This is a genomic window from Enterococcus sp. S86.2, from assembly GCF_059834485.2.
In genome coordinates, this window is sequence record NZ_CM206813.1 from 2,422,695 (window position 1) to 2,447,830 (window position 25,136).

Below are 25,136 nucleotides of genomic sequence, written 5' to 3' on the forward strand. Positions count from 1 at the left end.
ATTTCTGATAGTAAAAAAAGTGCCTTGTCGATCGACAAAGCACATTTAATACATCATTAAAATGAAAGTGGCCGTTGATCGTTTTCGTGGATGATTTCCCGAAAATCAGCTAGTCCTAGTGCTAAGCCACGAATTAATATTTCAGCGGTACCAATGTTGGTGGCGAGGGGAATCTCGTACACATCACACAACCGAATCAAAGCTGTTACGTCTGGTTCATGGGGTTGCGCGGCAAGTGGATCGCGCAAAAATATCACCATGTCTAAGTCATCAGCCGCAAGCATTGCGCCGATTTGTTGGTCGCCACCTAAAGGACCCGACTTGTAGCGATGGACTGAAAGTCCCGTTGCTTCTGCAATTTTCTGACCTGTAGTTCCAGTCGCAAACAGTTCATGTTGCGCTAAAATATCTCGGTAAGCCGTTGTCATTTGTACCATCAAATCTTTTTTGCGATCGTGTGCAATTAGTGCGATTTTCATCTTTTCCACCTCCAAATTATTTAAATTAAAGCTAATTCTTGTAAGGCTTTAAAAATCCCGTCTTCATCATTTGAAGCAGTTACAATAGATGCAACATCTTTCACATCATCTTCAGCATTTCCCATCGCCACACCGATTCCAGCTGCAGCCAACATTTCTTTATCATTTTGGCCATCGCCAAACGTAATAATATCTTCTTGTTTTATGCCGAGAGTTCTTCCCAAATGGAGGATTGTGGCAGCTTTTGAACCATTTTCTGGAATTATATCCACACATTTTTCATGCCAACGAACAAAACGCAACGCCGGATATTTTTCATCAAAACGGCCTTCATAATTAGCGTCATAAAAAGCTAACGCTTGATACACTTCTTGTTGGTTTTTAAAATCAGGATCAAATTTTGGCACATGAGAGCCAAAAGAGCGCATCGCTTCGTCCATGACGGAAACATTAAAATCACTATGGCGACCCATTGCATCCATCCCAATAAAAGCGGTATCGACTCTTAATTCATCCAGTTCAGAAATTAGCGCTGTTAGTTGCGCTTCATCCAATAAATGCTTATAAACCTGTTTGTGGTCTAAAAAAGCGGCTGAACCATTGCAAACCACATAGTTATGAAAAGCTAATTTTTTCAAGACCGGTTGGGCCAAAAACCGACTACGACCGGTAGCAACCATGACCAAATGGCCATTATTGCGCAATTTTTCCAAGGCTTTTATTGTATTGGGTAAGGCTTCTTTTTGACTGTTCAACAATGTTCCATCAATATCAAAGGCAATTAATTTTCGCTTCATTTTTTACTCGCTTTCTTTAGCTGCTTGCTGCCTTCTCTTGTAGCAAGCGGACTTAAATTATTCTGGGCAATAAATTGTGTTACATAAACTGGATCTGTTTTGCTATATTCCCGCAATGACCAACCAATAGCTTTTTGAATGAAAAATTCTGGCGTACTCAGATCCCACATGATCGCTTTTTCTAGTAAAACCAAATCTGTCGCAGTTTTACTTTGCAACTGCAGATTAATACTCATCCTGCGCAACCAAAAATCTTCTGCCTGATAAAACCAGCTGAACACTTCTGCTAAGCTTTTAGGATAGGCCTTAATGTAATCATTAAACCCTTTACGCCACGCATCAATGCTGTCCCACCACTCTTTTTGCGCCACTAGTGGCAAATAAGCTCTTAACTCAGACAATTCAAGCCGTAAAACATTTTTATTAAACAAATCAATCGCTAAATACTGGTATTCTCGCGCGTCTTGCTGATAATAATAAAAAATTTCTTCTTGCAATGTGGCTGTAGACCATTGGCGACTTGCCTTTAAAAGTTCTTTTTGCACCTTAGCGCGTAGTGGTTTTGGAATACCCAAAAAAGGAAATTTATTTTTCATATATTTAGCCATGGGAATAGCTTGACTTGGATTAGGCACAAAAGTTAATCGTGACATAAAATCTCCTTATGAATTTGCAGCGTTTTCTTTCTTATCAACGTCAATTGTAAAAGTTATTAGAAAAACAAGCAAGGTTTCATTTTTCAAAATCAGATTACATAACAAAAGACAAACTAAATTACACCTCAAAAGACTATTACTACTTACAGTTTGTCAAAAAAAAAGCTGTAACAAAACTTATCTCACGCAAATCTTCTTTGCAAAGATTTGCCAATCAAAAGTTTTGTTACAACTATTAAAAATTAGTCAACATAAATGGATTTCGAATTGTTTAACCAAGCAAAGCCTAAGCCCATCACCAAGCCGCCGCCAATATAATTCCCGATTAAAGCAAAAATAAGATTATGAAAAACAGTACCTGCTGTCATACCTTCAATTGCTCCACCAGAAGCAAAATAAGCTAATGAAAAAGCTGGGAAGTTTGCGATCACGTGTTCATAGCCTAAAAAAGCAAAGATAAAAATGATAAAGATAATTGCCGCTACTTTACCAGCATCATCTTTCATACGCATACTAATTAAAACCGCCGTATTCACCACGATATTAGCAAACATCGCTTCAATCAAAATTTGCATCGTTGATTTTTCCAATTTACCAGTAATGGAGGTAAAGAAGAAATTATCTGGTTCTAAACCTTGAAATGGCCCTGTTTGAGCAATTAAAAAGCCCACTACCAAACCGCCAATCAAGTTAAACAAAATACAAGAAAATAAAATTTTCGCAGCTAACCCAAAATTCAAACGTTTACGATAAACACCAACAGTCATGTATAACATATTTGAAGTTCCCAATTCGGCATTCAAATACAAAATCATTACAAGTGACCAACTGAACATGAAGGCATACAACATTTTGCCCAAACCTGGCACAATATGCTCGCCTTTCATTGCGATTGCAAATGCTACAGCCGTTCCCAAACCTAAAAATAAACAAGCTAAAATTGCACGGACCGCATAACGAAAGTAACTTCCTTGGATTAAATCAACTTTCTTTTCAATCGATGTGTCAATTTTTGAAAATAACGGTGATACAGGATTCATCTCTTTTCTCCTCTACTTTAAGTGAATAATTATAAATACCCACTTATTTTATAGAGGCAATTCGGTTTTGTAAAGTTCTTTCGGGAAATTTCTGAAAAAGTACGTAACAAAATTACAAGACGATGATTATCTTTAATCTTTTTTTCAAATATCGTTAGTTTTCAAAGAGAAAAATAACTCTTTTTGCCAATGTAAAATGACCGTTGTCTAAGTCATCTTGATCCTATTTCACTAAAATAATCTATTTATACTAAAAATGCGGATAAATAAACAACGTTTTTTATTCCCATATCCTATCATTTTGTAAAAGCAGCCTAGTAGAACAATTTTTCTTGACTATAGCTAGAAAATTATCGTATACTAAGCTTTGTGTAAAATAATGCAGCAGAAGAATAATAGCTCGTCACCAGTCCATCGCTGGCATGCCAGTTCAATTGTGTAACCGCGGCTGCAAAGGTGAAGATTGAAGGATGAACTGCACGAATATGAATTTTTCATCGGATTATTTTACTCCAAAAAACAATTTTATTTTATTGGAGGAATTTTTAAATGTCACGTTATACTGGACCATCATGGAAATTATCACGTCGTTTAGGTATCTCATTATCTGGCACTGGTAAAGAATTAGCTCGTCGTCCTTTCCCACCAGGTCAACACGGCCCTAACAGCCGCGGCAAAAAATCTGAATACGGCTTGCAATTAACTGAAAAACAAAAATTACGCCACATGTACGGCATGAACGAACGTCAATTCCGTAACTTATTCGTTAAAGCTGGCAGAATCAAAGAAGGTAAACTTGGTGTTAACTTCATGATCTTGTTAGAACAACGTTTGGATAACGTCGTTTACCGCCTAGGTTTGGCTACTACTCGTCGTCAAGCTCGTCAATTAGTTAACCATGGTCATATCACGGTTGACGGCAAACGCGTTGACATCCCTTCATACCACGTTGAAGTTGGTCAAGTGATCGGTGTTCGCGAAAAATCTCAAAACAACGTAGCTGTTCGCGCTGCTTTAGAAGCAACTATCGGACGTCCTGCTTTCGTTAGCTTTGATGATGAAAAATTAGAAGGTTCATTAACTCGTTTACCAGAACGTGAAGAAATGACACCTGATGTTGACGAATCATTCGTCGTTGAATTCTACAACCAATTAATGTAATCACGATTACATTGTACGCAAATCCTTTATCTTCAAGGATTTGCGTTTTTTATTTGTCAAAAAAATATTCTACCTTCGATTTCACCTTAGATTTTTTTAGAATTTACTTATTATCAACATAATCCATGAGATTTTCTACAGCTAACCGATCCGCTTCATCGCTAATGTGTGTGTACGTATCTAGAGTTAGATTAATGCTTGCATGCCTATCGTATTCATAGTTTCATAAAACAACTTTTTGTAGTATCGGATTAAATAAAAAAAACAGTCGTCAAAAGACGACTGCACATTTCTAATGAATCACACTTCTATTTTAAAGCGAAATTTATTCCAGATTTCCAAAGTAATACAATTGCCACTCACCTTTATCAATTCGCTTTAAATACCAACACCAATCGCGGTAAAAAGTATTGGGACGTAAATTTTCATACCCAGCTGGACCCACGTAAAGGGTACTGGTCAACAATAAATATTCTGTTTTTGGGGCAACTTCTTTTTCACTTTTTAGACGGGCATATTTTTGTAATTTTTCTTGATACGATAATGTATCTAAGCGGCAATTTTTAAAGACTTCAGAAAAGCCACCTTTTACAACTTCTGCAGCCGCCTGAATTTCCTTTTCTGAATAATGTTTTGAACTGGCAAAATCTTCTTTAACACTTTCTGCTTTCCCCGCTGGTTTATAAAAGGATAATAAGAGTAGTGCTAGCGCTACAATACCAAAAACTACCAGCATCTGCTTTTTCAACTGCTTCATAATTTCTCCTCTAATTCTTTTTTTAAGCGAATTCTTTACTATCATACAATATTTTAAATTTTTTTGGTTAACTATTTCAAAAAACACTTTACTTTTCGTTAACCAAGAAATATAATCTTGTTAACCATTTGTAAATGGAGTTAACGAAAGTGAGTGAAAAAAATGCGTATTTCTTTACGGGAACAATTATTAGCAGCAATTTTTGCAGGGATCATTTCTATTTTATCCCAAGTAACAATACCTTTGGGTTTAATCCCCTTGACTTTACAAACCTTCATCATTGGCTTAACCGTCACCATTTTAGGAACGAAAACCGGAACTTGGGCGATTACCATCTACCTTATCTTAGGTCTAATCGGTGTACCCGTTTTTGCTGGCGGTAGCGCTGGATTTGGTGTACTTTTCGGACCAACGGGTGGTTTTTTGATCGGTTTTATCTTCAACGGCTTAGTAACCGGCTCTATTTTAGAAGCCACGCAAAAAAATTATTTTTGGGCAGTTATTGCAAATATCGTCGGTGCCATGGTGACACTTTTTTTTGGTACTGCTTGGTTGAAATTTGGCACCGGTATGGAATTTTTAGCCGCGCTTAAAACTGGCTTTATTCCCTTTATCTTACCAGGAATCATCAAGGCTGTTGCTTGTGGTGTTTTGGGTATCTTCATTTTGCGTCGCTTGCCTCAACGTTATTTTGCTTCTAGCAAATAATAGCAAAAAAAATGCCGTGATTTTCATCACGGCATTTTTTTATTTTACAGCGTCTTTTAATTGTTTGCCTGGTTTAAAAGCTGGTGTAACAGATGCTGGAATTTCAATTTCTTCACCAGTTTGTGGGTTGCGACCTTTACGTGCAGCACGTTTACGTGTTTCAAAAGTACCAAAGCCCATAATTTGTACGCTTTCTTCTGACTTCAATGTTGTTTCAACAGTATCGATGATGGCAGCCAAGACAGCAGTCGCGTCTTTTTTTGTAACCCCTGATTTTTCAGCAACAGCTGAAATTAAATCTGCTTTGTTCATTAATAATTCCTCCTACTCGGAATAAAATAATTAGGATGTTATTCAATCCTTGTCTTTTATTCTAGCAAAACCCTTGATATGACGCAATAGAAAACACTTTCTATGATTACTATTAAAATAATTGTAATAATCTTAATAATAATGTAACAGCATTTTTTCAGAAATTATCAGAAGTGTTATCATTTGTCTTTTTAAATAAAATCTGTTTTTATAGTAATGTTTGAGTTTTTTAGCTTACTTTTTTGCACTTATTTTAAACGCAAACAAAAATTTGAGGAGGTTTTTTATTTGGATTATTCACTAATGACACGCCTAGCAGCCGAATTTGTCGGTACAGCTTTTTTAATTATGCTAGGTAACGGCGCTGTTGCAAACGTCGACTTGAAAGGAACAAAAGGGTACGGCAGTGACTGGATGTTAATTGCTGTTGGTTATGGGTGTGGGGTTATGATCCCGGCCATGATGTTTGGCTCTATCAGCGGTAACCATATCAACCCAGCTTTTTCAATTGGTTTAGCTGTTGCCGGCATGTTCCCTTGGAGCGAAGTTTTGCCATATATTGTAGCGCAAATGCTTGGTGCCATTGTGGGACAATTAATCGTCGTAGCGTGTTATAAACCATACTACGATCAAACAGAAGATACCAATCATGTTTTAGGAACATTTTCAACGATTAACAGTGTTGGTTCAAAATTAAACGGTTTTGTAAATGAGTTTTTTGGTTCATTTATTTTATTCTTTGGAGCGATCGGAATTACCAAAGCACCATTTTTCCAAAATAATTTAGGAACTGCTCATTTTGCTTTAGGTTTTCTAGTTTGGACCTTGGTTGCGTCATTAGGTGGACCAACCGGGCCTGGTTTAAACCCTGCTCGTGATTTAGGGCCTCGAATTCTTCACAGTATTTTACCTTTAAAATATAAAGGTTCTTCCCAGTGGGACTATGCCTGGGTACCCGTTTTAGCACCAATTTTAGCAAGTATCGTCGCAATTTTATTATACAAAGGTTTATTTTTATAATCTTACTTGAATCATTGCAACAAATAAAAAGTAGTACCAAAAGGCCCTTTATCAGGTGTTTTGGTACTACTTTTTTAATAGTCAATCATGGTGACGGCTTGTTCAAATTCGCTTTTTAAATGTTGCTTTTGATATTCTTTAAACTGAGCTTCATGAGCTTTTAATACGCCTCGCAATTTCATCGGGTTGTATTCTTCCACTAATTGATTTTCTAAAACAAACTCTCGTGTCAGCTGCCATTCAAAAAAGTAGCCAAAAGGACGGCAGCTATAGCGTGTCCCATTTATTTTTTTATCATCAAAGCGACGATGGGTATGGCCAAAAACCACTTGTTCAAGATTATCATAGTGATCTAAAAGCTCCCCTAATTTTTCTGAACCCAAAAAAGCGTTTAACTCGTTCCAACGTTTTAATTTGGGATCTGTTTGATAGACAATAAATTCCTTTTTAGGAACAAAATGCGTTGCTAAAATGACTTTTTTATCGGCTTTTTTTAAAGCATCTAATAATTTTTTTAAACGTTTTTGCAATTGCGCATCTACTTTTTGATCACTTTCTTCTCGTTTAATCACGCGGTCATACCAATAAAGCCGCTTGATTGCTTCGATTTTTTCTTTATCTTTTAGCGTTGAAAAACGATAGTCATACCACCCATTATAGCCCACTAAAACTGTTTTTTGATTTAAAGCTAAAGCTTTCTGATTTAAAAAAGCTGGATTGGGGTAATCTTCAATTTCCGCAGCAGTTAAATCTGCCATTTCATGATTGCCCCAATTAAAAGTAGTCGGTAAGTATTGCTCAAAATAGGCGACAATTGCTTGTGCTTTTTCCACTTTGTTGGCCAAATCACCGGCGAAATGGAGCCGATCTGCTTTTTTTTCTTTTAAAACGGACAATAACTGTGCTAAATCTTCCGTTGTAAAACGATTGATATCTGCATGAAGATCACTAACAACCGCTAATTTTCCCATCATTACCACCTGCAATCACTTTATCAATTCGTAAGATAGGAATATTATTCGCTAAAATTCCACTATCTCCTTTTAATTGCAATGTCTGGAGTGTTTGATTTACCACTAGACGCGTATTTTCTTCCAAATACCGTTCGGAGCTTTTTTTAATTTTTAGCGGTCCAATATCTGTTATTAAGGTCTCGTTGTAGACATTTAGTCCCACCGCAGGATAATCAGCTGGCGTGATAATAATCCGAAAACTTAAATCCAAGCGACAGCTAAGACCGGTGTTAGCAAAAGGGCCATCTCCATCTTCAAAATCGAGGTAAACTAAATCACCTGGCTGCATTTTATCACGGATTAATTTCACAACTTCAGTATCAATTGAAAGTTTCATATTATCATTTCCTTTCAAAGTATCTGTTTTTTTAACTATTGTATATTTTACTAGCCCAGCTTACATGACGCGTTTTTGCCAATCGGCAGCAGTAATCAGATACAAAGCCTCATCAATTAGCTCGCCCTTCCATAAACGACTGCTTTTGATTTCGGCAACTTTTTTCATCCCTATCTTTTCCATCACACGCCCAGATTTAGCATTTTCCAAATTATGATAGGCACTAATTGCGACTAACTTCATTTTATCAAAACCTAAAACGAGTAAAGCAAAAGCCGCTTCTGGCATTAAACCTTGCCCCCAATAAGCTTTATTTAACGTATACCCTAGCTCGCCTCGACCATAATTAGCTTCCACCCGTAGATCGATTGTGCCAATCATTTTACCGCTCTTTTTTTCCTCAATGGCATACTTGCCTAGGGGATCTGCCATAAAATAGTTGGCAATAGCAAATTTACTATCTTCTAAACTGCGATGGGTTTGAAAAACATAGCGGGTTGTTTCTTCGTCACTTGCGTATTCATACATATCTTTTGCATCCGTTATTTTAAGCGGTCGTAATCGTAAACGATTGGTCTCCAATACGGTATTTTCAGCGAATGTCAAAGGAATATTAACGAATTCTTCCATTTTACACCTCTATTTCATTTGTTTTTATGCGTTTAGTTCTTTTCCCCGGAGATACATTTTTTCAATTGTTGTCTTTTGCCACTGCTGCGGATCGACGTTAAATAAGTCTTGGGAAAGAACAATGATGTCAGCACTTTGACCAACTGTAAGCATCGCTGTTTGCGCTGTTTCTACCATACGTGCTGCAGCTTTTGTATACATGCTTAAGGCAGTAACAAGATCGATTGCCTCTTTATGATTTAAATCCTCCCCATTTGCGCCAAGACGTGTAACCGCACAAGCAAGACTAGCAAAAACATCATCTGGTTTAATCCAAGCGGTCGCAGGAGCATCAGAAGATAATGCTGTCGGCACCCCACTTTGTAACATGGAAGCTAGGGGATAACATTCCTTCAAACGTTTTTCATCTAAATTTTGAAAATAAGCAGCATATTCAGCGTACAAGAAAATAATTTGTGTTACAAAGGCAAAATTCATTTTTGCATCCCGAAATTGTTTTAATATTTTATCATCTAGTAATGTTGCGTGTTCAATTCTGACCGAAGGACGATCAGATAACCACGGTTGTAAATCACCATAAGTATCCAAAATAAGCTGAATTGCGGCATCCCCCATCGCATGGATCGCAATTTGACAGTTATTTTCTTTTGCAAATTTATATGCCAGTTGTAAGTCTTTAGCAGTATTAATGGAAAATCCGGTGGTAGTCGCATTTTTATAAGGTTTTTTAACTCTGGCAGTTCGATTGGAAATCGTCCCATCCATAAACAATTTAATTCCTGCAACATGCACGTGGGGATGGGTAGGTTGCGGTAATTTAGTCAAATTGAAGCGTTTAATTTCATCGATGGAGTAATACAAATAAACTTCTTGTTCCAAGGTGCGACGAGCTGCTTCTGAATAAATTTCAGCATAATCAAATGGTGCAACCAAACTAATCATGTCACTAATCACACCGATACCACGACTACGATAATGTGCGGCCAATTTCAAGGTGCGTTTGACGACATTTTCAAAGGTGTCCTTTTCTTTGACTGCTTTAATTAATTTACTGGCGCCATTTTCCAACATTACGCCATTGGGTTCACCATTTTCAAAATGTCCAATCATGCCCCCAAAAGGATCGGGAGTCTCTTTTGTAATGCCGGCTAATTTTAGCGCCACAGAGTTAACTGCACAAGAATGACAATCTGAACGCAAGACATAAACGGGTTGGGTAGTGGATACCTTGTCTAAATCGTGACGTGTTGGCGTGCGGGATTCTGCAAGTTTTGATTCATCATACCCCCAACCTTCAATCCACGCATCTTTTTTGCCTACTTGAGGGGAATTTTTTAAAGCTGCAATCATCTCTTCAATACTGAAAATATTTGGTGGCGTACAAGCAACACTACCTAATGTTTCTGAAATCCACAACGGATGAGTATGGACATCCCAAAAACTCGGTAAGGTCAACCGCCCTTTTAAATCCACTACTTCATCAGCAGCACGTTTGCGTGCGGTTTGACTATCCCCAATCCAACTAATTGTCTCATCTGTTATCTCCATGGCAGAGACAAATTTTTCACCGGTAAAAATTTTACCATTTATTAAAATGCGTTTCACAAAAATCCCTTCTTCGTCCTTTTCTTTTTATTATAGTACAAAAAAAGCTTTAAAATAGTAAAAATACCAACGCTACCTCCAAATCGACAACTGAAATAAGCATAGTCCATAAACTACAATCAAATAAAAAACACGTCACAAATCTAAATAGGCTTAGGAGAACTGGTGTAAACAACCCCCAAGCTTCAGATTGATGACGTGCTTTTTTGTGATTATGAACGCTCCATCTGGCGCACTTTTAAAAAGTTCAAGCCAGCTGGTATTAAAATCACCAGCAAAATTCCCCCAATGATTTGAAAAAGAGAAAGGCTGTCGATATATGTACTAACCAATAAAAATAAAATAATCAACGGTAACAGCATTTTTTCCCCTAAGTTTTCCAAAACAGTCGCCTTCTTTCTTCTTTGTTGTTCATCTACTAACAATTAGTATACCCCTTTCATTTTCAGAAAAAAAGGCGATTTCCAATGAAATCCTGCAAATAATCAGAATGCAAGCATTTTCTTACCTTTTCTTTCAAACATGCTATAATTAGCTTATCAGAATTATTGGGGGAGACGAGATGACAGACGAATTACAACAGCACTTGGATAAGGGGCGCTATGGTACGCCGTTAGTTAATCCTGATGAACAACATAAATATATGGGAACATTTCGTGAACGCTGCTATTTAAGCATGACCATTGCGCAAATGAAAAATCCCACTGATAAAGACAGTTTTTTAACTGAATTAAAAAAACATGAAGATGCCACGATTCTTTTAAATGGCCAAATGCCAGAAAGTATACAAGGCGAATATATTCAACTGGCCACTAAAAACAACGCAAAATTTACAGTCGTGAATGATTTTGTAGATGCTAATCCCGACAGCTTTGGTTTGCTATTAGTTGCTAAAGAAGCCGTCAACGAGCCGGTAATTGATGTGGAAAAAAAATATCCTGAAGAAAATGAAGAAAAAACAGAACAAAAACCGGAGAAAAAAACCGGCTTTTTTGAGCGCTTATTTCATTAAAATCAAAATTAAAGCGATGAGACAGCTGATGATCTGCTGACAAAAACGAGTTTTAAATGATTTGATAACTCAATCATTTAAAACAGCTTAATTAGGAGGGATTGCTATGACACAACCAGAGTACACTGCTTTAAAAACGGAATTACTAGAAGCCCTTGATACGCATATTGATATTTTGAAGGATGCTTCTTATATTCAACCTGATCATTTGGATGGAATTATGTTTATGATGCGCAGTTTTGGCTTTATGTTGGACCGTGCACCAAAAGTTTTATCTTGTGATGATCCAGATGAAATGAATTATCTAATGTTCCAATATTACAGTTTGTTAACGGAGCTGAAGTACAATTTAACCTTGAATTTTCCTTATGCCAAAATCAATAATAAAAGCTTACTAGAAATTGTCGATGCTTTTCCTACAACTTACGAGAAAGAAATGAAAAACTGGTGGGAAGCTACGACTGGCTTAAAAGTGGAAGAAACCAAGCAAACCATTGAAATTAAAAGTTTTGAATATTAAAAAATAAAAATCAGATACGCTGTCGCTAAAATTACGCAGCGTATCTGACTTTTTTAATTTAATTGATCTCAGGATATAAAAATCGCAACACGTCCATGGTCAAACGCCGGCTTTTTCCGCCAAAGGGATAGACATGCATGTGCATGGCGGGATTAAAATTGGCTTCTATAATGCCATAGGCTTTTTCTTTATTGGCGGGTTTTTCTTTGTCCGGAATAATTAAATCAATCCCGGAAATTTTAGCCCCCAAGGCTGTTACCGCATCTGCTGCAATTTTTTTATAATCTGCTGCAAAGTCATCGGTCACATCGATAGAATCCCCACCTGTGCTAACGTTAGAATTTTCCCGCAAATAAACCGTTACACCAACTCCTGGAACGCTGTTGGTTGTGTAGCCTTGTTCTTTTAGCATTAATTTTTCAAGCTCGCCTAACTGGATTAATTCTAGCGGCGAACGATGCTGTGTTCCTCTTAGCGGATCTTGATTTTTTGCAGCCACTAATTGGGCAATGGTATGCTTTCCATCACCGACAATATTTGCAGGTACTCGCAACATGATGGCTTTAACCTCACCGTCTAAAACAAAGAAACGATATTCAGTTCCTGCCATAAATTCCTCTACTAAAACAGCTGTGTCCTCAGCAAAGGCAATTGTTAAGGCTTCTTTGAAATCTTCTAGACTGGCACCGTTTTTAAAAATGGATATTCCCAAACCATAATTGGTAGATTTCGGTTTGACCACAAAGCCACTTTTAGCAAATTTTGGATAAGCAAGCAGTGCCGCATCGATATCCGTAAACTCCATTCCTTGCGGTACGCGAAAGCCCGCTTTAGCTAAGACTTTTTTTGTCACCGTCTTATTGGCCATCATTAACGGTACAACATAACTATCTTTACTGGTCATATTCGCATTTTTGACATATTCGGTGCGCCCAGCAAAACGTAATTGTAAAAACTGATCCTGCTCGTCCAAAACAGTAACTTGGACACCTTTTTGAATCGCATCAAACATCATGATTTGGGTTGATAATTCCATATCAGCAAAACCAGCCAATTGATAGGGTTTCGCCCACGCTTTTGCTTGGTTTTCTTTGGCAACTTTGCGTCCCCAGTTTATAGGATTTTCTTTTGTAGCTGCATACAAACGTGCCGCAAAAGTTTCGCTAGGATCTACAAAAGCATTTTCAACAAAAGTAAAGAAGTCCGTTGGTAATGGTAGCTGCAATTTTTTCACCATAGCCTTAAGTCCGGCCACCAAGTCCATTCCTTCTTCGACATAATCGGTCAGGTGATCAGGTCGTTCCAAGGCCACAAAATTATTAATTTCATCTCCTTTTGCTACCCATTCATCCGCGGCTGCCTCTTCGGGTAAATAAAGCATATACAACATAAAGGCATGGAAAAATTCCACTTGCTCTTGGCTAATGCCAAAGGGCGTAAAGGGATTTAAGTCAATATTGCGTAGTTCAATATAACGAATACCAGTTTGCGCTAAGTCCGAAACTTTTTGCCCACCCCGCAGGCGCACTGGCGCATAAAACTCTTTTTCTTCTGAAAGTTTACCGCTTTCTACCATCTGTGCAATATCGGCTAAATATTTTGCTAAACTTTCATAAGAAACATGCACATCATTGTGATTGGTATAACCAAAGCGACTGTTGCGGATACTACGTACAGGTTCATTTGGTGCATCTTCTGCCACAAAATAGCCTTCGTTACTCGTTGGTGTAGCACCAAATAAATAGGTTAAAAACCAGCGATAACGCAAATAGTTACGCGTAACTTTCAAGTAGACTGCCGTTTTAAAGTCAGTAAAATCTGGGTATTCACTTTGACTTGCAAATAAATTTTGTAACAAATCTGCGCCAAATTCGAAGTTGAAATGAATGCCTGAGACCATTTGTTTTCTTTTACCATAGGCTTTAGCCAAATAACGACGGTATAAAATATCTTCAAAAGTGTCTAATTTCGCAATAACGATGTCTTCATCTTTTGCCGGTAAACGAGGTGGCATACTCATTGGCCACATAAATTCTGCTTGCGACATTGAACGATAGGTAACGTCGTGAATAGCCGCTAACCATCGCATCAATTCACTTGCTGTTTCAGCTACAGGTGTGACTAATTCCAATTGGGTTTCGGAAAAATCAGTTTGAATATACGGGTGATACGCACGATTACCTAAGACTGAGGGATGATCTGTTTTGGCCAAGGTGCCCTCTGCTGTAATCCGTTGACTTTCTTTTTCGACACCATAGCGGGCTTGCCAAAGATAGGGTTGTACCGCTTCTTGATGCAATAATTCTTTAAATGTTTTCATAAGCAGCTTCCTTTTAGTTAGTTTCATGCTCATTATATGGGAAAGACAGCATAAAAAAAATGGAATTGCTCAAAGTTAAGGAAAATCCCATTTTACCTTAACTTTTCACCATTCCATTTTTTATTTTTGCGTAGCCACGCTAGCGTTAAAAAACGAAGCTGTCGCATCTATTCTCATTGCTTAGCAAATTCTCGATGATGATAGGCCGCCAAATAATATCCCGTCAACGTAGCCGGAAGTCCCAAAAATAAAAAAAGACGCCAATCATGAAAATCAAAAAAATACACGAGTAAAAAACCGAGTAACGTTAATCCAAAATACCGCTGTACTTTCCCCATTTTTAATCCCTCACTTCACGCTTTTAAAGTGTTGTTCCTCCTGTTAATACTATTAACACCCAATAGGCAACAAAGCCCAAAATAATCGCGACCACGACTTGGAGAATCTTTCCAATTATTTTTCTTTGTTCCATGATGTATCCTCCGTTTTTAACCCCACGCAACCTAAAAAAAAATTCTAATAGCATCCACCATATCATCTTCAAATTATAACAACAGTCTCATATCTGAATATTTTCAAATTTACTAAAAGCAAACTAAAAAAAACTGTCTTAGTAATAAATGTAACCCATTACATTTATTACTAAGACACTAATATTATAAAACAAGAAGACAAATTTTAAAAAATGCGAATTCCTATTTTAAAGAATTTAAAATAACGTTCTAAAAAGGTCCCGTTACGACGACTTTACCTATCATATGTCCTTTTTCAACTAACGCAGTCGCTTTTTTCAAATTTTTTGCATTAATTCCGCCAGAAATTGTTTTGGTTAACGTTGTGTGAAGCTCTCCTTCATCAATCAATTGCGCAACGTGAGCTAAAATTTTCCCTTGACTTTCAATTTCTTGGTTGAAATCCGTTTTAGTAAACATGTATTCCCAATCAAAACTAACCGATAAATTTTTCCATGCAACTAATGGCAGCGCCTCTTTCACCTCTACAATGGTGCCAACATGTCCTAAGGGCGCAATTAAGCTACTAACGGCTTCAAAATAAGGGGTAATGGCATAGAGTACGGCGATATAATCAAACTTATTTGTGCCAGTCGCTTGTAAATTTTGTTCCAGATCACCGTGATAATCAATCGGATAATCGACTTGATTATAGCGCAGCCATTCAAAATTATGCGGACTGCTCGTACCATAAACACTTAAGCCGGCCCAGTGCGCCAGTTGACTCATAATTGAACCCACCCCGCCTGCGCTATTAATAATTAAAATCTTCTTACCCTCATTAGCATTTTTTTCTGCCACTAAACCAAATTTTTCAAATAATAGTTCATAGGCAGTCAACGTTGTTAACGGCATGGCGGCAGCCTTTGCTTCAGTCAATGTTTTAGGAGCTAGGGCACAAATACGGCGATCAACCAATTGCAATGCTTGATTACTACCAGCGCGCTTTTTTGTCCCTGCATAATACACTCTGTCGCCCACTTGAAGATCGTGGACATTTGCCCCTGTCGCCACTACCTCTCCAACTGCATCAAAGCCTAAAATTTGTGGCGTTAACGTCTTTTGAGCATTTTGTCGCAATTTGGTATCGACTGGATTCACAGAAACCGCCCTAACTGCAACTAATAGATCATTGGCTAAAGGCTGGGGACGTGGCACCATTATATCTTGAAAACTATTGGGATCACTTAGTGGTAATCCTTCATAAAATCCTACTGCCGCAATTTTTCCCGTCATACTTACTCGCCCCTTCACAAAAATAAAACTTATTTTAAGGTTGCTACTTAAATAAGTGTAACAAACATCCCATTTTTATACCTTTATTCCCGCTTCAAAAAAGCACTTTCAATAAAAGTTAATAGAAATGTTAAAATTAAAGAAAAACTGTAACCAAAGCTAAAAAAAAACGTATTTATAATGAAGGGGTGAAAAAGATGAAGTCAGAATTGGCAATTTTATATGAGCGCTACGCCAAAGAATGCTGGCTTTATAGTTTGAGCCTGACAAAAGATGTAACGCTCGCAGAAGATTTAGTAAGTGATGCTTTTTTTAAACTTTTAGACGCTTTTGCTACTTTACCAGAAGAAAGGGTAAAATTTTGGTTGTTACGTGTGATCAAAAATCATTATATCGATATTACTCGCAAGAAAAAGCGTTGGCACATTATCCCCTTAACAAAAACAACGGCACAGACAATTTCTGATTCTGATTTTTCACCTTTGGAGCAGCTGTTACAAACTGAGGAAAAAATACAGCTCTATCACGCACTAGATACCTTGCCGCAAGACCAACAAGAGCTGCTCTATTTATTTTACTTTCTCGATTGGCCAATAAAAGAAATTGCTGCACTTACAAATTTATCCCTTGGACAAGTAAAGACCCGTCTGTATCGCAGTCGCAAGCAATTAAAGGAGATGTTACAAGATGACTCAACAAAATTTTGATTTTAAAAAAGTTCAAAAAAAAATACAACAAAAAAATCATCGTCGGGGAATACTGCTTGTTTTTAGTGCGGTTCTTGTGACGATCCTACTATTTTTAGCAGTACCCAAAGTTTTGAATCAATTCTTTTATAATCCAACTGGTCAAAACGCCTATGTAGAAGGTAACCAGTATATTTTCGATCGCCAAATTTATAATGAATTGACAATCCCAGATTATGACATGACGGATTTGACGATGGAACAAACAGGAATTGGAACTTATCAAATCAACGAAACCTATCGCTCTAAATACAGCAACCAAATAATCGGTACTAAGACATTTGAAATTAAGCGGAATAAACTTTACTTGAATAATTCTGAGTTTCATTATTTCACGCCCACATTTAGCCAAGAAATGCTCCCTTCAAACCAACTAGCTGACACAAAAGTTGTCAAAGCTGATACCGCTCTTGCAAAAAGCAATCTGAGAGAAAATATCAAGCCGCTGCCAAAAAGCACCTATGTAAATGTCAATCTTGTTTTTAAAGCAGATAAAAGTATTAGCGCCTACCAAGAGTGGCTAAAACTCAATACTAACAACGTGAATACATTGTGGCAGGCTGTGCGCCCTTCACAAAAGACAATTGATGACACGAATAACCCTGTTGTCGTAGGGTTTAATCCTGCTGGCGGCTTTTCGGGTATTGGCGTCGGCATTAAAAATGAAAAGCAATTAAATGATGATTTTCCCTTATTGGTTAGCCACCTAGCTGACACAAAGCAAAATCAATGGTCAGAAGAAAAACGCCAAACCACCCATTTTAAATCATTACTGCAATACTTAATCAAAAACGAGAGCTTTCTAGCACAAGACCCTAGTAAGATTCAAGCTACGACGTTAAAAAATGTTTTAGCAGATGTGAACAAAAATGGCCTCAAAATATATGGCGTAACCCTATATTTACCCGCCTTTGAATTAGAAAAGATTTTAACAGATGACGCGGTAAAAAGCGCCACTGTAACTAAAGTAGATGTCTTTCCCCTCACCAGTCAAAGTGGGCAGCTGTCCGGATTTACTTATCCACCAGAAAAATAAATCATTGAAATCGTGACAAATCATAGTTTGAATTAACTCTAGACGATTACATTCAAACTATGATTGTCAGTCACTATTTTCTTGGCCGGCGATAAAAAGCATTTAATTGCTGCTGATTTTTAATAACGATAACCTTTTGTGGGTATTGGTTTTGAATGATTTGATAGTGCTTTCTCACATTCGAAGTTCGTCCTTTCCAGATAATCCACCAGAAAAATTCCCAACTAAAATGTTCTGGAGAGTTAGCTGCCATATCCGGTCTAGATTTACCATGATAACGCACTGTTCGTTTAAATATCCGCCAAAGAGCGGCATAACGGGGAAATAATAAGAGTACAATTTGGTCTGCCTGTTTCAAACGTTCTGCTTGATAATAGCGGGTATAATTGCCGTCAATAATCCAATCTGGTTTTCCCATAAAATCTTCGACAATCTCTTTGGCAACAGTTTCTGGACGCGTTTGCCAGTTGTCAGTGAACTGCACTTGATCTAAATGCAGGTAACTAATACCATACTGCTTGCCTAAATAGGCGGCTAAAGTCGACTTACCGCTACCAGAATAACCTAAAATTGCAATTTTCATCCTATCCCCGCCTTAGACTACAGTATTTTTTTAGTATAGCAAAAAAAGAGGTTGGAACAGAAGCGTCTAACTCCGAGGAGTTGCTGCTGATTCCACCGTTTATTCAGATACGAATAGTCTGGGACATAACTCAAAAAGTTATGTCCCAGACTATTTTTACTGCATGAAATTTAGCGCAATACATTGGATACGCAAAGTTATCTGGTTAAAAAGGTTTGCTTTCCTCAATTGCTACGTAAAATTTCAGCCATCGCTTTACCTTTTGCCAGTTCATCAACTAACTTATCTAAGTAGCGAATTTTTTGCATCAAAGGGTCTTTTATTTCTTCCACCCGTACGCCACAAATCACACCTTTAATGGAAGTTGCTGCTGGATTAAGTTGTGGCGCTTTTAAAAAGAAGTTTTCAAAATCGGTATCATTTTGTATCTCCCTAGCTAATTGTTCTTTGTCAAAGCCCGTCAGCCACATGATAATTTCATCCACTTCAGCTTTACTGCGGCCTTTGCGTTCTGCTTTTTTTACATATAAGGAATATACTTTAGCAACAGGCATGATAAAAATTTTCTCTGACATAACTGTCCTTTCTGAGCTATTTTACCACCGTATAACTATCAATGGTGTTGCCCTTGTCATCTTTTAGCACCAACCAACTATTGGTACCGGCAAAATATAAAAAATTGCCCAACTCATTCACACTTTTAAAAACAATATCTGCAATCGTCGTAAAGTCTTTCACCTTATCTGCATTTTCATCCCGTAATTGATTGGCAAATCGTACCGCAAAGCCTACGCTACCATCTTTATTCAAAGGTGCTTCGGCTTTTAATTTCGCTCCTTTTAATAAGACTAATTCATTACGCTTACGCCAAATTGCCTCTCCTGTAGCGCCTTCATGGTTAATGTGAAACGTGATGTCACTGACTTTTTTATTCCAGCGGTGTTGTGCTTTGGCCGGTTTTTTCTTCACTTTGGCCATTGGATAGCCTAAAAAATTAAAGACAGAAAAAAGATCCAACTGAAATGTTGCAAGGTTATCATATTGATTACTTGGAATTTTTTCAGTCGGGGCTTTCGTGATGACTTCTAAGCCATTTTCTTCCCAAACATTTACTAAATGTTGCAATAAAAGCACTGGCTCAATTTCCCACGGCACCTCAATGACAATAGTTGGCTGGGTAACTGATTTGGGCGGCGTAAGTTCTATTGTCTTAACCTGTCTTTCTTCTGTCGTTATATAAATTCCCCGCTCCACTTTAGGCAAAATCTTCTTTGTTGGTACAAAATACAAGTGGCTTTGCCATTTTTCCCAATAGATTTCTCTTAAATCCTCTGTAAGTTTTACCGCTAATTCCAAGTCCATCCTAACGCCTCCATCTTTTTTCTTTGCTTTTATTTTAGCTGGAATGTAACTTGAGGACAATCAATGCGCTTTTAAAAGCTCGCTAAAATTTTTTCTATCACTAGGACATATGTCCCACTATAAATATCCTTTCGCAAAACGCTGCAATTGGTCCGGCTGTAAAATTTCGTAGCCATTGCCAACTTTTGTCAAAACGCCAGTTGTTATTAAATCATTTAGCAAACGAAACATATGACGGTAGCTCATTCCAATTGTCGCCGCCACATCGGTTAGATTATCGCTAAAGAAATTTTTATATGCCGATTGCAGGATATAATCACATAGACGCTGTTTTCCTGGATAAAAAGCCGCCGATAAAAAATTTTCCGAACTAAGCTGTAGTTTTTCGGCCAAACCTTGTGCCATTGTGTTCATAAAAAGACTATTCTGTCGCAAGTAGGCTTCATTGGGCAAAATCGGCAGGGCAATACACTGAAAATCAGACAATGCCACCATTGTCGTTTCCGCCTCATCTTTTCTCATAGCAAACTCCATATCGCCAATAATACCTTCAGAAATATAGTAGGCTAAAACCAAATTTTTGCCATTATCAGCTAAGGTACAAACTTTCGCTTTGCCGGATAAAACAAAAAGCAAGCGATCCAACAACGCACCTTGGGTAATGATGGTTTCTCTTTGTTCAAATTGCCACAACTCACACCCTCGTAAATGGTCTTTTGCTAAATTCCATTCTGCCAAAATTTGTTCTTGTTTAACATTTAGCGACTTTTTTTGCAATGTATCCGCCTCCAATCGCTTTCATTATGACATATGTCCTATCTGGATAAAACTAAAAGACGCTAAACTAGTTTCAGGAGGTGAGGAAGATGTTACAATTTATTATTTTATTTAGTATCATCACCGCATTTTTACTCTTGATCAAATTCATGCAAGTCCGGATTCAAAAAGGAAGTCGCAGCTACCATGAACAATTGGCTCATTACGAAAATGCTTGGCAAAAACAAGTACTTCGTCATGCCTTGAGTAGATAATTATAAATGCAGAAAATACCGATTAGCTCTTTTGCAAAATCTCAGAAATTTGTATTTTGATGCTCTTTATCAGAGACTGATTCTTGCATTTTTTTAAAGAGCTGGTATTTGGAAATGAAACATTTCAAAAGTACGCACTAGCCCCCTAACTATTGCGTCAGAAAAAAACAGGAACTGCCTTACAAAAAGTAGGCAGTTCTTGTTTTTTTGTATGGCAGTTTATCTTTTATTGCAGCTAAAAAAATGCAACAAAATGCTTTTTTCTGCCACTGCTAAATCATATGTCGCTAATGCGTGCTACTCGCTTTGCTCTAATTTAACATTCTCATGGTCATATACAAAGATTAAGAGGGTTACAAAACCGACAATCAAGGTTGCAAAGTTCTCTTTTAACACTTGAACTGTAAAAGTATAGGCTTCTTTCTCTTTGCCAACTTGCACTGTTGCAATTTTTTCTACACCTTTAATGATAGCAAAGCTATCTCCTAAAAATGTTCCCGTAAGTGTTAAACCTTCTCCTTTAATTTCATAACTCGTACGGAAATTTTTCATATCTTTGACGATACTAATTTCATTATAGGCTCTTAGTTTCAAAAACAGCCGTGGTAAGTCGACATACCCCATGCTATAGCGTTTACGCTTTATTTCCCCTAATTCTTGCCCATCAGTGTTATACAGTCGGTATCTTTTACGTGTGGGCAAGGTCAAAACCTCTGACAAAAAATAAACTTCCTTTTTATTTTCTAAAACTTGGCATACTTTGGTCTCTTCAGCACTTTTAACAAACGTCAATTCCCTCATTTTCTTTCCTCCTTACATGTTCTTCTTTTTTTGTAGCTTAAAATTTCTATCATAAAAAACGAAAACGTCTATTTTCTTAAACGATTTAATATTTCTATAACCGCTGGGTAATCGTCATTATCTGTGCCATCAAGATTTTCTGCCATTAAGGAAAAGGCAAATTTTTCATACAAGCCAATGGCATCGTGACTCCACGTTTGTGTATGCAGATAAATTGTCGCTTCTTCTGGCATTATGGTTTGAAAAATTTGCAATATCCGTGCTACCAATGCTTTTGCCAGTCCTAGTCCCTGATACTTAGGATCAACTGCCAACCAATGAAATAAAGGATAACTTTCTCCTTGAATTTCTTTTTGCCACGCCGTACAGGTTGCAACTTTTTTACCATTGGGATCGACCACAAACAACATCTGCTGGGCTAACTTTTCTTTGTAGGGTGCAAAGGTACGTTTGAAATAGCGCATTGCTTCGGTTGTATTTTCAAATTCTAAAACACTCGTTTCAATTTCACTCCACGCTTTTTCATCACCAACTTGATAAAATTGAAATGAAAATCCCTTTGGCAAAGCTGCCGCTAAAATCGGCAGCGTCAGTTTGCGTTTCATCCAAACTTCTTTATAAGGAATTGATTTATCTAACAATACTAAACTCTCCTTTTACTCTATATCTTGGGCCAGACGGACCATATCTTTTAATACCAGACCATTTTCAATAATTTCTTCAGGATAATGGCGCACAAAAAAGTCACGCTCAATATGGGTCATCCGAAAGCCACATTTTTGATACAGATAAAGTTGTTCCATCCCAGTTGATCCGGTACCAATTTCAACTGTTCGAAAACCATTTTTCTTACTCCACCAAAGAGCATGGCCTAACAGCGTTTGTGCTAATTTTTGTCTACGAAATGGTTTGGCAACTGCTACGTTCATGATTTCAACGGTTTCCGGCCGTGTCGGCAATAACACGATAACCCCTGCCAATTTCCCTTCTTGTCGCAATTCAAAAGCTGTCCCTCGTTTTGTATAGTCTCTCACTATTTTTTCTGCCGGATCGGCCTCTAATAACAAAGTTAAATGCTGCTCTGTAATACTATTAAATTCACTTATTTCCATACTTACGCTCCTATTTTTAATTCTCTTTACTTTCTATCGATCGGTAACAAAATCAAAGAATTTCTTTCTACAAATAATATTTTTTTACGACACAGTGATATTTACTTTTATTTTTCTTCATTGCCATAAGTTTGATATTTGCCTGGTGTGACACCTTCATATTGCTTAAACATGCGAATGAATGTGTTGACATTCTTGACTCCTACAGACTCAGCAACTTCATTAACTTTCATTTTTTTCTCCATTAATAATTTTTTCGCATAATTTACTTTCAATTGATTCAAATAACTCTTGAATGTAATCCCTGTTCCTTCTTTAATTAGACGAGACAAATAGGATTCTGTTAATTTAAAGTTTTCAGCTAAATCAGATAGAGATAGATCCTCTTTATAATTTATATCAATATATTCCAGCACACGTTTTATAATATCTTGCGCCTCTTCTTCGCTCTCTTTGGCAGCAGTAAATACTTCTTGGAATAATGTCAAAAACACTCTATAGAGCTCTTTGGAATCTGTACTAATTAGCTGTTCAAATAGTGTTTGATTATTCGTATAGAAATCAGCAAAATCTACACCCAACAATTGCGTAATTCGTTTTATTGTATTAATTAAAGACTGCTTTAAATCTTCTAACGCATGGGTCGTAAGTCTTTTTTCAATGTAATTTGTTCGTAAAATATTCTCAACCAGATTACGTGCTTCCTCAATTTTTCGCGCTTTAACAAGATGAACAAGTCTTTGCTCAGCTTCAACAGAGTAAACAAAATCATTGCCTTTATCTAGAGAACGATTAATAATAATTTGTTCAGGTTTAAATAAGCTGTCTGTATTTAAACTAAAAACGTCTCTAAAAACCGATGCAAAATCTGTAATCGTATCAAATGGAACTGATAGGAAAAACTGACTTTCTAAATGAAGATTATTTGCCAAGAGGTTACGTAAATCTTCAATTCTCCTTAAGACCCCCGCTTGTTCTTTCGTAGAATAAATTAAAGCAAATCGTCCGGAATCAATCGGTTGGACGTATAACTTAATATTTTTCGTATCTGTCCCATATTCAATAATCCTTTGTCGTGCTTTTAGCAGCTCTCTTTCTTTTAAGTTCTCTTCATCTGTTGAACGTCCCTTAATCGTTAAAATTGCAATTAAACCACCTGATTTTAGTGACTCTAACCCCACACTAGAAGCGATTCTTTGAAGATCATTAGGTGGATATTTCCCAAGTAAAACATTTTTGAAAAACATTTCTCTAATGTCTTCAATATTTGATGCTTGAAAGCGATCATAGTCCGCACGACCCGTTTTTAAATCTTCAATTTTTTTCAAGAGAATTTCCACGTTTACGCTACCGCTATCATCATGTTGAATTTCTGAGATTATTTTGCGATAAGGACGATAATTCGTTCGACTAAAATATAGCGTCAGTAATGAACCCAACAACAAAGAGGCAACTAGAACAGCGACAATAACCCACACAGTATCTAAGGGTAAACGACTTAAGTTCTTTTGCGGCACGATATAGACATAAGCCAACGAAGGAACGATGTTGGAAAACTTCCAAAAAATAGAATTATCTGACTCTACTTTATGTCCAATTAGATTCGATTTTTGTGGCTTTATCGGAACTAAAGAAGATAATATACTAATCCCATCTCCAAGGTTCTTTTTGCTCGCCTCTGAATCTTGAAAGTATAACTTTCCTAACTCATTAATATTTTCTTGTGCGTGAAGGCGCTGCTTATCCCAATTTACAATAAAATATAACGAAGCTGGATTATCTGCTTGATAAATTTTTCTTAGTAGATAAATACTTTGATTTACGGTAATAATACGAATTCTATACCGATCATCATCATTAAAAAATTCTTGAATTTCAGGATTGTCCTTGGGTATCCCAATAAAACTTAAATAATCATCAAAATCAAAATAACCATTCAATCCTACAACTTTTTGATTTATCCCTTGTGTGATTCCGAGATTATAACCTAACTGATAGCCTGAAAAAAGATTATCTTTCATTTGGTCGAAGATATCTGAAAATAATGCATAATTATTTTGTTTTACATTGGCTAATTCTTGGATCTTTTTATTGTCGGCTAACATTTGTGTTGAATCAATTGCCGTCTCAATCTGTGAATCAATCCGTGCACCTTCTCTTTCCAAATAGAACTCTACCTCAACGGCAGACTCATAACGCTGACGGCTCAATTCTTTGGAAATAAAAACAAAAAGTAATAAAACTGTATATAAAACAATAATGATGGAAAAAGAGAAAAAAATCTTTTTGTATATTGTATTCCTCATTTGACACCCCCATTGAATTATGGCACAGTTTTTATGCTAAAAAA

The 25,136-nt window shown here is 37.0% G+C and carries 30 protein-coding genes; 8 read left to right on the forward strand and 22 right to left on the reverse strand.

All coding sequences use genetic code 11. The annotated features are described in order from the left end of the window. Positions 1 to 56: 56 nt before the first annotated feature. The 4 genes from mgsA to AC6R0T_RS11485 all read right to left on the reverse strand — a co-directional run bounded on the left by mgsA (position 57) and on the right by AC6R0T_RS11485 (position 2,972). Complete coding sequence (gene mgsA, locus AC6R0T_RS11470) at positions 57 to 479, reverse strand: methylglyoxal synthase (RefSeq protein ID WP_206903502.1); 423 nt, start codon at positions 477 to 479, stop codon at positions 57 to 59. 20 nt (positions 480 to 499) lie between these two features. Then, positions 500 to 1,276, reverse strand: coding sequence for a Cof-type HAD-IIB family hydrolase (locus tag AC6R0T_RS11475; protein WP_303754069.1), 777 nt, complete (start codon positions 1,274 to 1,276; stop codon positions 500 to 502). Next, entirely contained in the window at positions 1,273 to 1,929 is a 657-nt protein-coding gene (locus tag AC6R0T_RS11480) for a DNA alkylation repair protein (RefSeq protein WP_303754070.1), read from the reverse strand. The genes AC6R0T_RS11475 and AC6R0T_RS11480 overlap by 4 nt, the downstream gene beginning before the upstream one ends. Positions 1,930 to 2,174: 245 nt before the next feature. Then, positions 2,175 to 2,972: a formate/nitrite transporter family protein gene (locus AC6R0T_RS11485; RefSeq protein ID WP_206903499.1), complete on the reverse strand. Its 798-nt coding sequence runs from the start codon at positions 2,970 to 2,972 to the stop codon at positions 2,175 to 2,177. A gap of 549 nt (positions 2,973 to 3,521) precedes the next feature. On the opposite strand from AC6R0T_RS11485, the gene rpsD reads away from it, so the two are divergent. Further along, positions 3,522 to 4,133, forward strand: a complete 612-nt coding sequence (rpsD, locus tag AC6R0T_RS11490) for a 30S ribosomal protein S4 (protein ID WP_230711209.1) — start codon at positions 3,522 to 3,524, stop codon at positions 4,131 to 4,133. 325 nt (positions 4,134 to 4,458) lie between these two features. Here the strand turns inward: rpsD and AC6R0T_RS11495 are convergent, their stop codons facing one another. After that, positions 4,459 to 4,890, reverse strand: coding sequence for a hypothetical protein (locus AC6R0T_RS11495; protein WP_206903494.1), 432 nt, complete (start codon positions 4,888 to 4,890; stop codon positions 4,459 to 4,461). Between the two features lie 162 nt (positions 4,891 to 5,052). Here AC6R0T_RS11495 and AC6R0T_RS11500 point away from each other — a divergent pair, with 162 nt between their 5' ends. After that, positions 5,053 to 5,598 (forward strand): biotin transporter BioY, encoded by a 546-nt coding sequence (locus tag AC6R0T_RS11500; protein ID WP_230711207.1) that lies wholly within the window; start codon positions 5,053 to 5,055, stop codon positions 5,596 to 5,598. 39 nt (positions 5,599 to 5,637) lie between these two features. Here the strand turns inward: AC6R0T_RS11500 and hbs are convergent, their stop codons facing one another. Then, positions 5,638 to 5,910, reverse strand: coding sequence for a non-specific DNA-binding protein Hbs (hbs, locus tag AC6R0T_RS11505; protein ID WP_206903439.1), 273 nt, complete (start codon positions 5,908 to 5,910; stop codon positions 5,638 to 5,640). A 288-nt stretch (positions 5,911 to 6,198) separates the two neighbouring features. Here hbs and AC6R0T_RS11510 point away from each other — a divergent pair, with 288 nt between their 5' ends. After that, positions 6,199 to 6,930 (forward strand): MIP/aquaporin family protein, encoded by a 732-nt coding sequence (locus AC6R0T_RS11510; RefSeq protein ID WP_206903438.1) that lies wholly within the window; start codon positions 6,199 to 6,201, stop codon positions 6,928 to 6,930. Positions 6,931 to 7,004: 74 nt separating this feature from the next. Here the strand turns inward: AC6R0T_RS11510 and AC6R0T_RS11515 are convergent, their stop codons facing one another. From AC6R0T_RS11515 to AC6R0T_RS11535, 5 genes are all read right to left on the reverse strand, one after another. After that, entirely contained in the window at positions 7,005 to 7,901 is an 897-nt protein-coding gene (locus AC6R0T_RS11515) for a putative phosphoesterase (RefSeq protein WP_206903437.1), read from the reverse strand. After that, positions 7,879 to 8,280: an iron-sulfur cluster biosynthesis family protein gene (locus tag AC6R0T_RS11520; RefSeq protein ID WP_303754071.1), complete on the reverse strand. Its 402-nt coding sequence runs from the start codon at positions 8,278 to 8,280 to the stop codon at positions 7,879 to 7,881. Before AC6R0T_RS11520 ends, AC6R0T_RS11515 begins: the two co-directional genes overlap by 23 nt. Before the next feature lie 60 nt (positions 8,281 to 8,340). Next, a complete protein-coding gene (locus AC6R0T_RS11525; protein WP_206903435.1) occupies positions 8,341 to 8,910 on the reverse strand; it encodes a GNAT family N-acetyltransferase in 570 nt (189 codons plus the stop codon). 24 nt (positions 8,911 to 8,934) lie between these two features. Then, positions 8,935 to 10,515, reverse strand: coding sequence for an amidohydrolase (locus AC6R0T_RS11530; protein ID WP_303754072.1), 1,581 nt, complete (start codon positions 10,513 to 10,515; stop codon positions 8,935 to 8,937). A 212-nt stretch (positions 10,516 to 10,727) separates the two neighbouring features. Next, the gene (locus AC6R0T_RS11535) at positions 10,728 to 10,940 is read right to left on the reverse strand and encodes a hypothetical protein (protein ID WP_303754073.1); all 213 of its coding nucleotides are present in this window, start codon (positions 10,938 to 10,940) and stop codon (positions 10,728 to 10,730) included. A 137-nt stretch (positions 10,941 to 11,077) separates the two neighbouring features. Here AC6R0T_RS11535 and AC6R0T_RS11540 point away from each other — a divergent pair, with 137 nt between their 5' ends. Continuing rightward, positions 11,078 to 11,527, forward strand: a complete 450-nt coding sequence (locus AC6R0T_RS11540; RefSeq protein ID WP_303754074.1) for a YueI family protein — start codon at positions 11,078 to 11,080, stop codon at positions 11,525 to 11,527. 106 nt (positions 11,528 to 11,633) lie between these two features. Further along, a complete protein-coding gene (locus AC6R0T_RS11545; protein ID WP_206903432.1) occupies positions 11,634 to 12,047 on the forward strand; it encodes a hypothetical protein in 414 nt (137 codons plus the stop codon). Between the two features lie 58 nt (positions 12,048 to 12,105). Here AC6R0T_RS11545 and gshAB read toward each other — a convergent pair whose 3' ends face one another. The 3 genes from gshAB to AC6R0T_RS11560 all read right to left on the reverse strand — a co-directional run bounded on the left by gshAB (position 12,106) and on the right by AC6R0T_RS11560 (position 16,115). Further along, positions 12,106 to 14,367 (reverse strand): bifunctional glutamate--cysteine ligase GshA/glutathione synthetase GshB, encoded by a 2,262-nt coding sequence (gene gshAB / locus AC6R0T_RS11550; RefSeq protein WP_303754075.1) that lies wholly within the window; start codon positions 14,365 to 14,367, stop codon positions 12,106 to 12,108. A 173-nt stretch (positions 14,368 to 14,540) separates the two neighbouring features. Continuing rightward, entirely contained in the window at positions 14,541 to 14,705 is a 165-nt protein-coding gene (locus AC6R0T_RS11555) for a hypothetical protein (protein WP_206903430.1), read from the reverse strand. A gap of 384 nt (positions 14,706 to 15,089) precedes the next feature. Then, positions 15,090 to 16,115, reverse strand: a complete 1,026-nt coding sequence (locus AC6R0T_RS11560) for a zinc-binding alcohol dehydrogenase family protein (protein ID WP_206903429.1) — start codon at positions 16,113 to 16,115, stop codon at positions 15,090 to 15,092. Positions 16,116 to 16,312: 197 nt separating this feature from the next. Between AC6R0T_RS11560 and AC6R0T_RS11565 the strand changes: the two genes are divergently transcribed. Together AC6R0T_RS11565 and AC6R0T_RS11570 are read left to right on the forward strand one after the other, a co-directional pair. Next, positions 16,313 to 16,822: an RNA polymerase sigma factor gene (locus tag AC6R0T_RS11565; protein WP_303754076.1), complete on the forward strand. Its 510-nt coding sequence runs from the start codon at positions 16,313 to 16,315 to the stop codon at positions 16,820 to 16,822. Continuing rightward, positions 16,803 to 17,897 (forward strand): anti sigma factor C-terminal domain-containing protein, encoded by a 1,095-nt coding sequence (locus AC6R0T_RS11570; RefSeq protein ID WP_303754077.1) that lies wholly within the window; start codon positions 16,803 to 16,805, stop codon positions 17,895 to 17,897. Before AC6R0T_RS11565 ends, AC6R0T_RS11570 begins: the two co-directional genes overlap by 20 nt. A 73-nt stretch (positions 17,898 to 17,970) precedes the next feature. Here AC6R0T_RS11570 and AC6R0T_RS11575 read toward each other — a convergent pair whose 3' ends face one another. The 4 genes from AC6R0T_RS11575 to AC6R0T_RS11590 all read right to left on the reverse strand — a co-directional run bounded on the left by AC6R0T_RS11575 (position 17,971) and on the right by AC6R0T_RS11590 (position 20,619). Continuing rightward, positions 17,971 to 18,480 carry a P-loop NTPase family protein gene (locus AC6R0T_RS11575; RefSeq protein WP_303754078.1) on the reverse strand — a complete coding sequence of 170 codons (510 nt, stop codon included), beginning with the start codon at positions 18,478 to 18,480 and terminating at the stop codon, positions 17,971 to 17,973. 224 nt (positions 18,481 to 18,704) lie between these two features. Next, positions 18,705 to 19,055, reverse strand: a complete 351-nt coding sequence (locus AC6R0T_RS11580) for a DUF2200 domain-containing protein (RefSeq protein WP_303754079.1) — start codon at positions 19,053 to 19,055, stop codon at positions 18,705 to 18,707. 16 nt (positions 19,056 to 19,071) lie between these two features. Beyond that, complete coding sequence (locus tag AC6R0T_RS11585) at positions 19,072 to 19,842, reverse strand: hypothetical protein (RefSeq protein WP_303754080.1); 771 nt, start codon at positions 19,840 to 19,842, stop codon at positions 19,072 to 19,074. A gap of 117 nt (positions 19,843 to 19,959) precedes the next feature. Further along, positions 19,960 to 20,619 (reverse strand): cyclic nucleotide-binding domain-containing protein, encoded by a 660-nt coding sequence (locus AC6R0T_RS11590; protein WP_282462048.1) that lies wholly within the window; start codon positions 20,617 to 20,619, stop codon positions 19,960 to 19,962. Between the two features lie 89 nt (positions 20,620 to 20,708). On the opposite strand from AC6R0T_RS11590, the gene AC6R0T_RS11595 reads away from it, so the two are divergent. Beyond that, on the forward strand, positions 20,709 to 20,873 hold the full coding sequence (locus AC6R0T_RS11595) for a hypothetical protein (RefSeq protein WP_206903422.1): 165 nt from the start codon (positions 20,709 to 20,711) through the stop codon (positions 20,871 to 20,873). Positions 20,874 to 21,170: 297 nt separating this feature from the next. On the opposite strand, the gene AC6R0T_RS11600 is transcribed toward AC6R0T_RS11595, so the two are convergent. The 4 genes from AC6R0T_RS11600 to AC6R0T_RS11615 all read right to left on the reverse strand — a co-directional run bounded on the left by AC6R0T_RS11600 (position 21,171) and on the right by AC6R0T_RS11615 (position 25,092). Next, on the reverse strand, positions 21,171 to 21,674 hold the full coding sequence (locus AC6R0T_RS11600) for an LURP-one-related family protein (RefSeq protein WP_303754081.1): 504 nt from the start codon (positions 21,672 to 21,674) through the stop codon (positions 21,171 to 21,173). Positions 21,675 to 21,742: 68 nt separating this feature from the next. Then, on the reverse strand, positions 21,743 to 22,315 hold the full coding sequence (locus AC6R0T_RS11605) for a GNAT family N-acetyltransferase (protein WP_303754082.1): 573 nt from the start codon (positions 22,313 to 22,315) through the stop codon (positions 21,743 to 21,745). A 15-nt stretch (positions 22,316 to 22,330) separates the two neighbouring features. Continuing rightward, entirely contained in the window at positions 22,331 to 22,786 is a 456-nt protein-coding gene (locus AC6R0T_RS11610) for a GNAT family N-acetyltransferase (RefSeq protein ID WP_206903419.1), read from the reverse strand. Between the two features lie 107 nt (positions 22,787 to 22,893). Further along, positions 22,894 to 25,092 carry a helix-turn-helix transcriptional regulator gene (locus AC6R0T_RS11615; protein WP_206903418.1) on the reverse strand — a complete coding sequence of 733 codons (2,199 nt, stop codon included), beginning with the start codon at positions 25,090 to 25,092 and terminating at the stop codon, positions 22,894 to 22,896. Between the last annotated feature and the right edge of the window lie 44 nt (positions 25,093 to 25,136).

What these genes read in the sequence shown, in the direction of transcription:
- AC6R0T_RS11555 (WP_206903430.1), bottom strand. Translation starts at nt 14,705, where the DNA reads ATGGGGAAAGTACAGCGGTATTTTGGATTAACGTTACTCGGTTTTTTA.
- AC6R0T_RS11495 (WP_206903494.1), bottom strand. Translation starts at nt 4,890, where the DNA reads ATGAAGCAGTTGAAAAAGCAGATGCTGGTAGTTTTTGGTATTGTAGCG.
- AC6R0T_RS11570 (WP_303754077.1), top strand. Translation starts at nt 16,803, where the DNA reads ATGACTCAACAAAATTTTGATTTTAAAAAAGTTCAAAAAAAAATACAA.
- hbs (WP_206903439.1), bottom strand. Translation starts at nt 5,910, where the DNA reads ATGAACAAAGCAGATTTAATTTCAGCTGTTGCTGAAAAATCAGGGGTT.
- AC6R0T_RS11475 (WP_303754069.1), bottom strand. Translation starts at nt 1,276, where the DNA reads ATGAAGCGAAAATTAATTGCCTTTGATATTGATGGAACATTGTTGAAC.
- AC6R0T_RS11580 (WP_303754079.1), bottom strand. Translation starts at nt 19,055, where the DNA reads ATGTCAGAGAAAATTTTTATCATGCCTGTTGCTAAAGTATATTCCTTA.
- AC6R0T_RS11545 (WP_206903432.1), top strand. Translation starts at nt 11,634, where the DNA reads ATGACACAACCAGAGTACACTGCTTTAAAAACGGAATTACTAGAAGCC.
- AC6R0T_RS11575 (WP_303754078.1), bottom strand. Translation starts at nt 18,480, where the DNA reads ATGAAAATTGCAATTTTAGGTTATTCTGGTAGCGGTAAGTCGACTTTA.
- AC6R0T_RS11595 (WP_206903422.1), top strand. Translation starts at nt 20,709, where the DNA reads ATGTTACAATTTATTATTTTATTTAGTATCATCACCGCATTTTTACTC.
- AC6R0T_RS11565 (WP_303754076.1), top strand. Translation starts at nt 16,313, where the DNA reads ATGAAGTCAGAATTGGCAATTTTATATGAGCGCTACGCCAAAGAATGC.
- AC6R0T_RS11485 (WP_206903499.1), bottom strand. Translation starts at nt 2,972, where the DNA reads ATGAATCCTGTATCACCGTTATTTTCAAAAATTGACACATCGATTGAA.
- AC6R0T_RS11515 (WP_206903437.1), bottom strand. Translation starts at nt 7,901, where the DNA reads ATGGGAAAATTAGCGGTTGTTAGTGATCTTCATGCAGATATCAATCGT.
- AC6R0T_RS11480 (WP_303754070.1), bottom strand. Translation starts at nt 1,929, where the DNA reads ATGTCACGATTAACTTTTGTGCCTAATCCAAGTCAAGCTATTCCCATG.
- AC6R0T_RS11600 (WP_303754081.1), bottom strand. Translation starts at nt 21,674, where the DNA reads ATGAGGGAATTGACGTTTGTTAAAAGTGCTGAAGAGACCAAAGTATGC.
- AC6R0T_RS11615 (WP_206903418.1), bottom strand. Translation starts at nt 25,092, where the DNA reads ATGAGGAATACAATATACAAAAAGATTTTTTTCTCTTTTTCCATCATT.
- AC6R0T_RS11610 (WP_206903419.1), bottom strand. Translation starts at nt 22,786, where the DNA reads ATGGAAATAAGTGAATTTAATAGTATTACAGAGCAGCATTTAACTTTG.
- rpsD (WP_230711209.1), top strand. Translation starts at nt 3,522, where the DNA reads ATGTCACGTTATACTGGACCATCATGGAAATTATCACGTCGTTTAGGT.
- AC6R0T_RS11500 (WP_230711207.1), top strand. Translation starts at nt 5,053, where the DNA reads ATGCGTATTTCTTTACGGGAACAATTATTAGCAGCAATTTTTGCAGGG.
- AC6R0T_RS11585 (WP_303754080.1), bottom strand. Translation starts at nt 19,842, where the DNA reads ATGGACTTGGAATTAGCGGTAAAACTTACAGAGGATTTAAGAGAAATC.
- AC6R0T_RS11560 (WP_206903429.1), bottom strand. Translation starts at nt 16,115, where the DNA reads ATGACGGGAAAAATTGCGGCAGTAGGATTTTATGAAGGATTACCACTA.
- AC6R0T_RS11525 (WP_206903435.1), bottom strand. Translation starts at nt 8,910, where the DNA reads ATGGAAGAATTCGTTAATATTCCTTTGACATTCGCTGAAAATACCGTA.
- AC6R0T_RS11540 (WP_303754074.1), top strand. Translation starts at nt 11,078, where the DNA reads ATGACAGACGAATTACAACAGCACTTGGATAAGGGGCGCTATGGTACG.
- AC6R0T_RS11520 (WP_303754071.1), bottom strand. Translation starts at nt 8,280, where the DNA reads ATGAAACTTTCAATTGATACTGAAGTTGTGAAATTAATCCGTGATAAA.
- mgsA (WP_206903502.1), bottom strand. Translation starts at nt 479, where the DNA reads ATGAAAATCGCACTAATTGCACACGATCGCAAAAAAGATTTGATGGTA.
- gshAB (WP_303754075.1), bottom strand. Translation starts at nt 14,367, where the DNA reads ATGAAAACATTTAAAGAATTATTGCATCAAGAAGCGGTACAACCCTAT.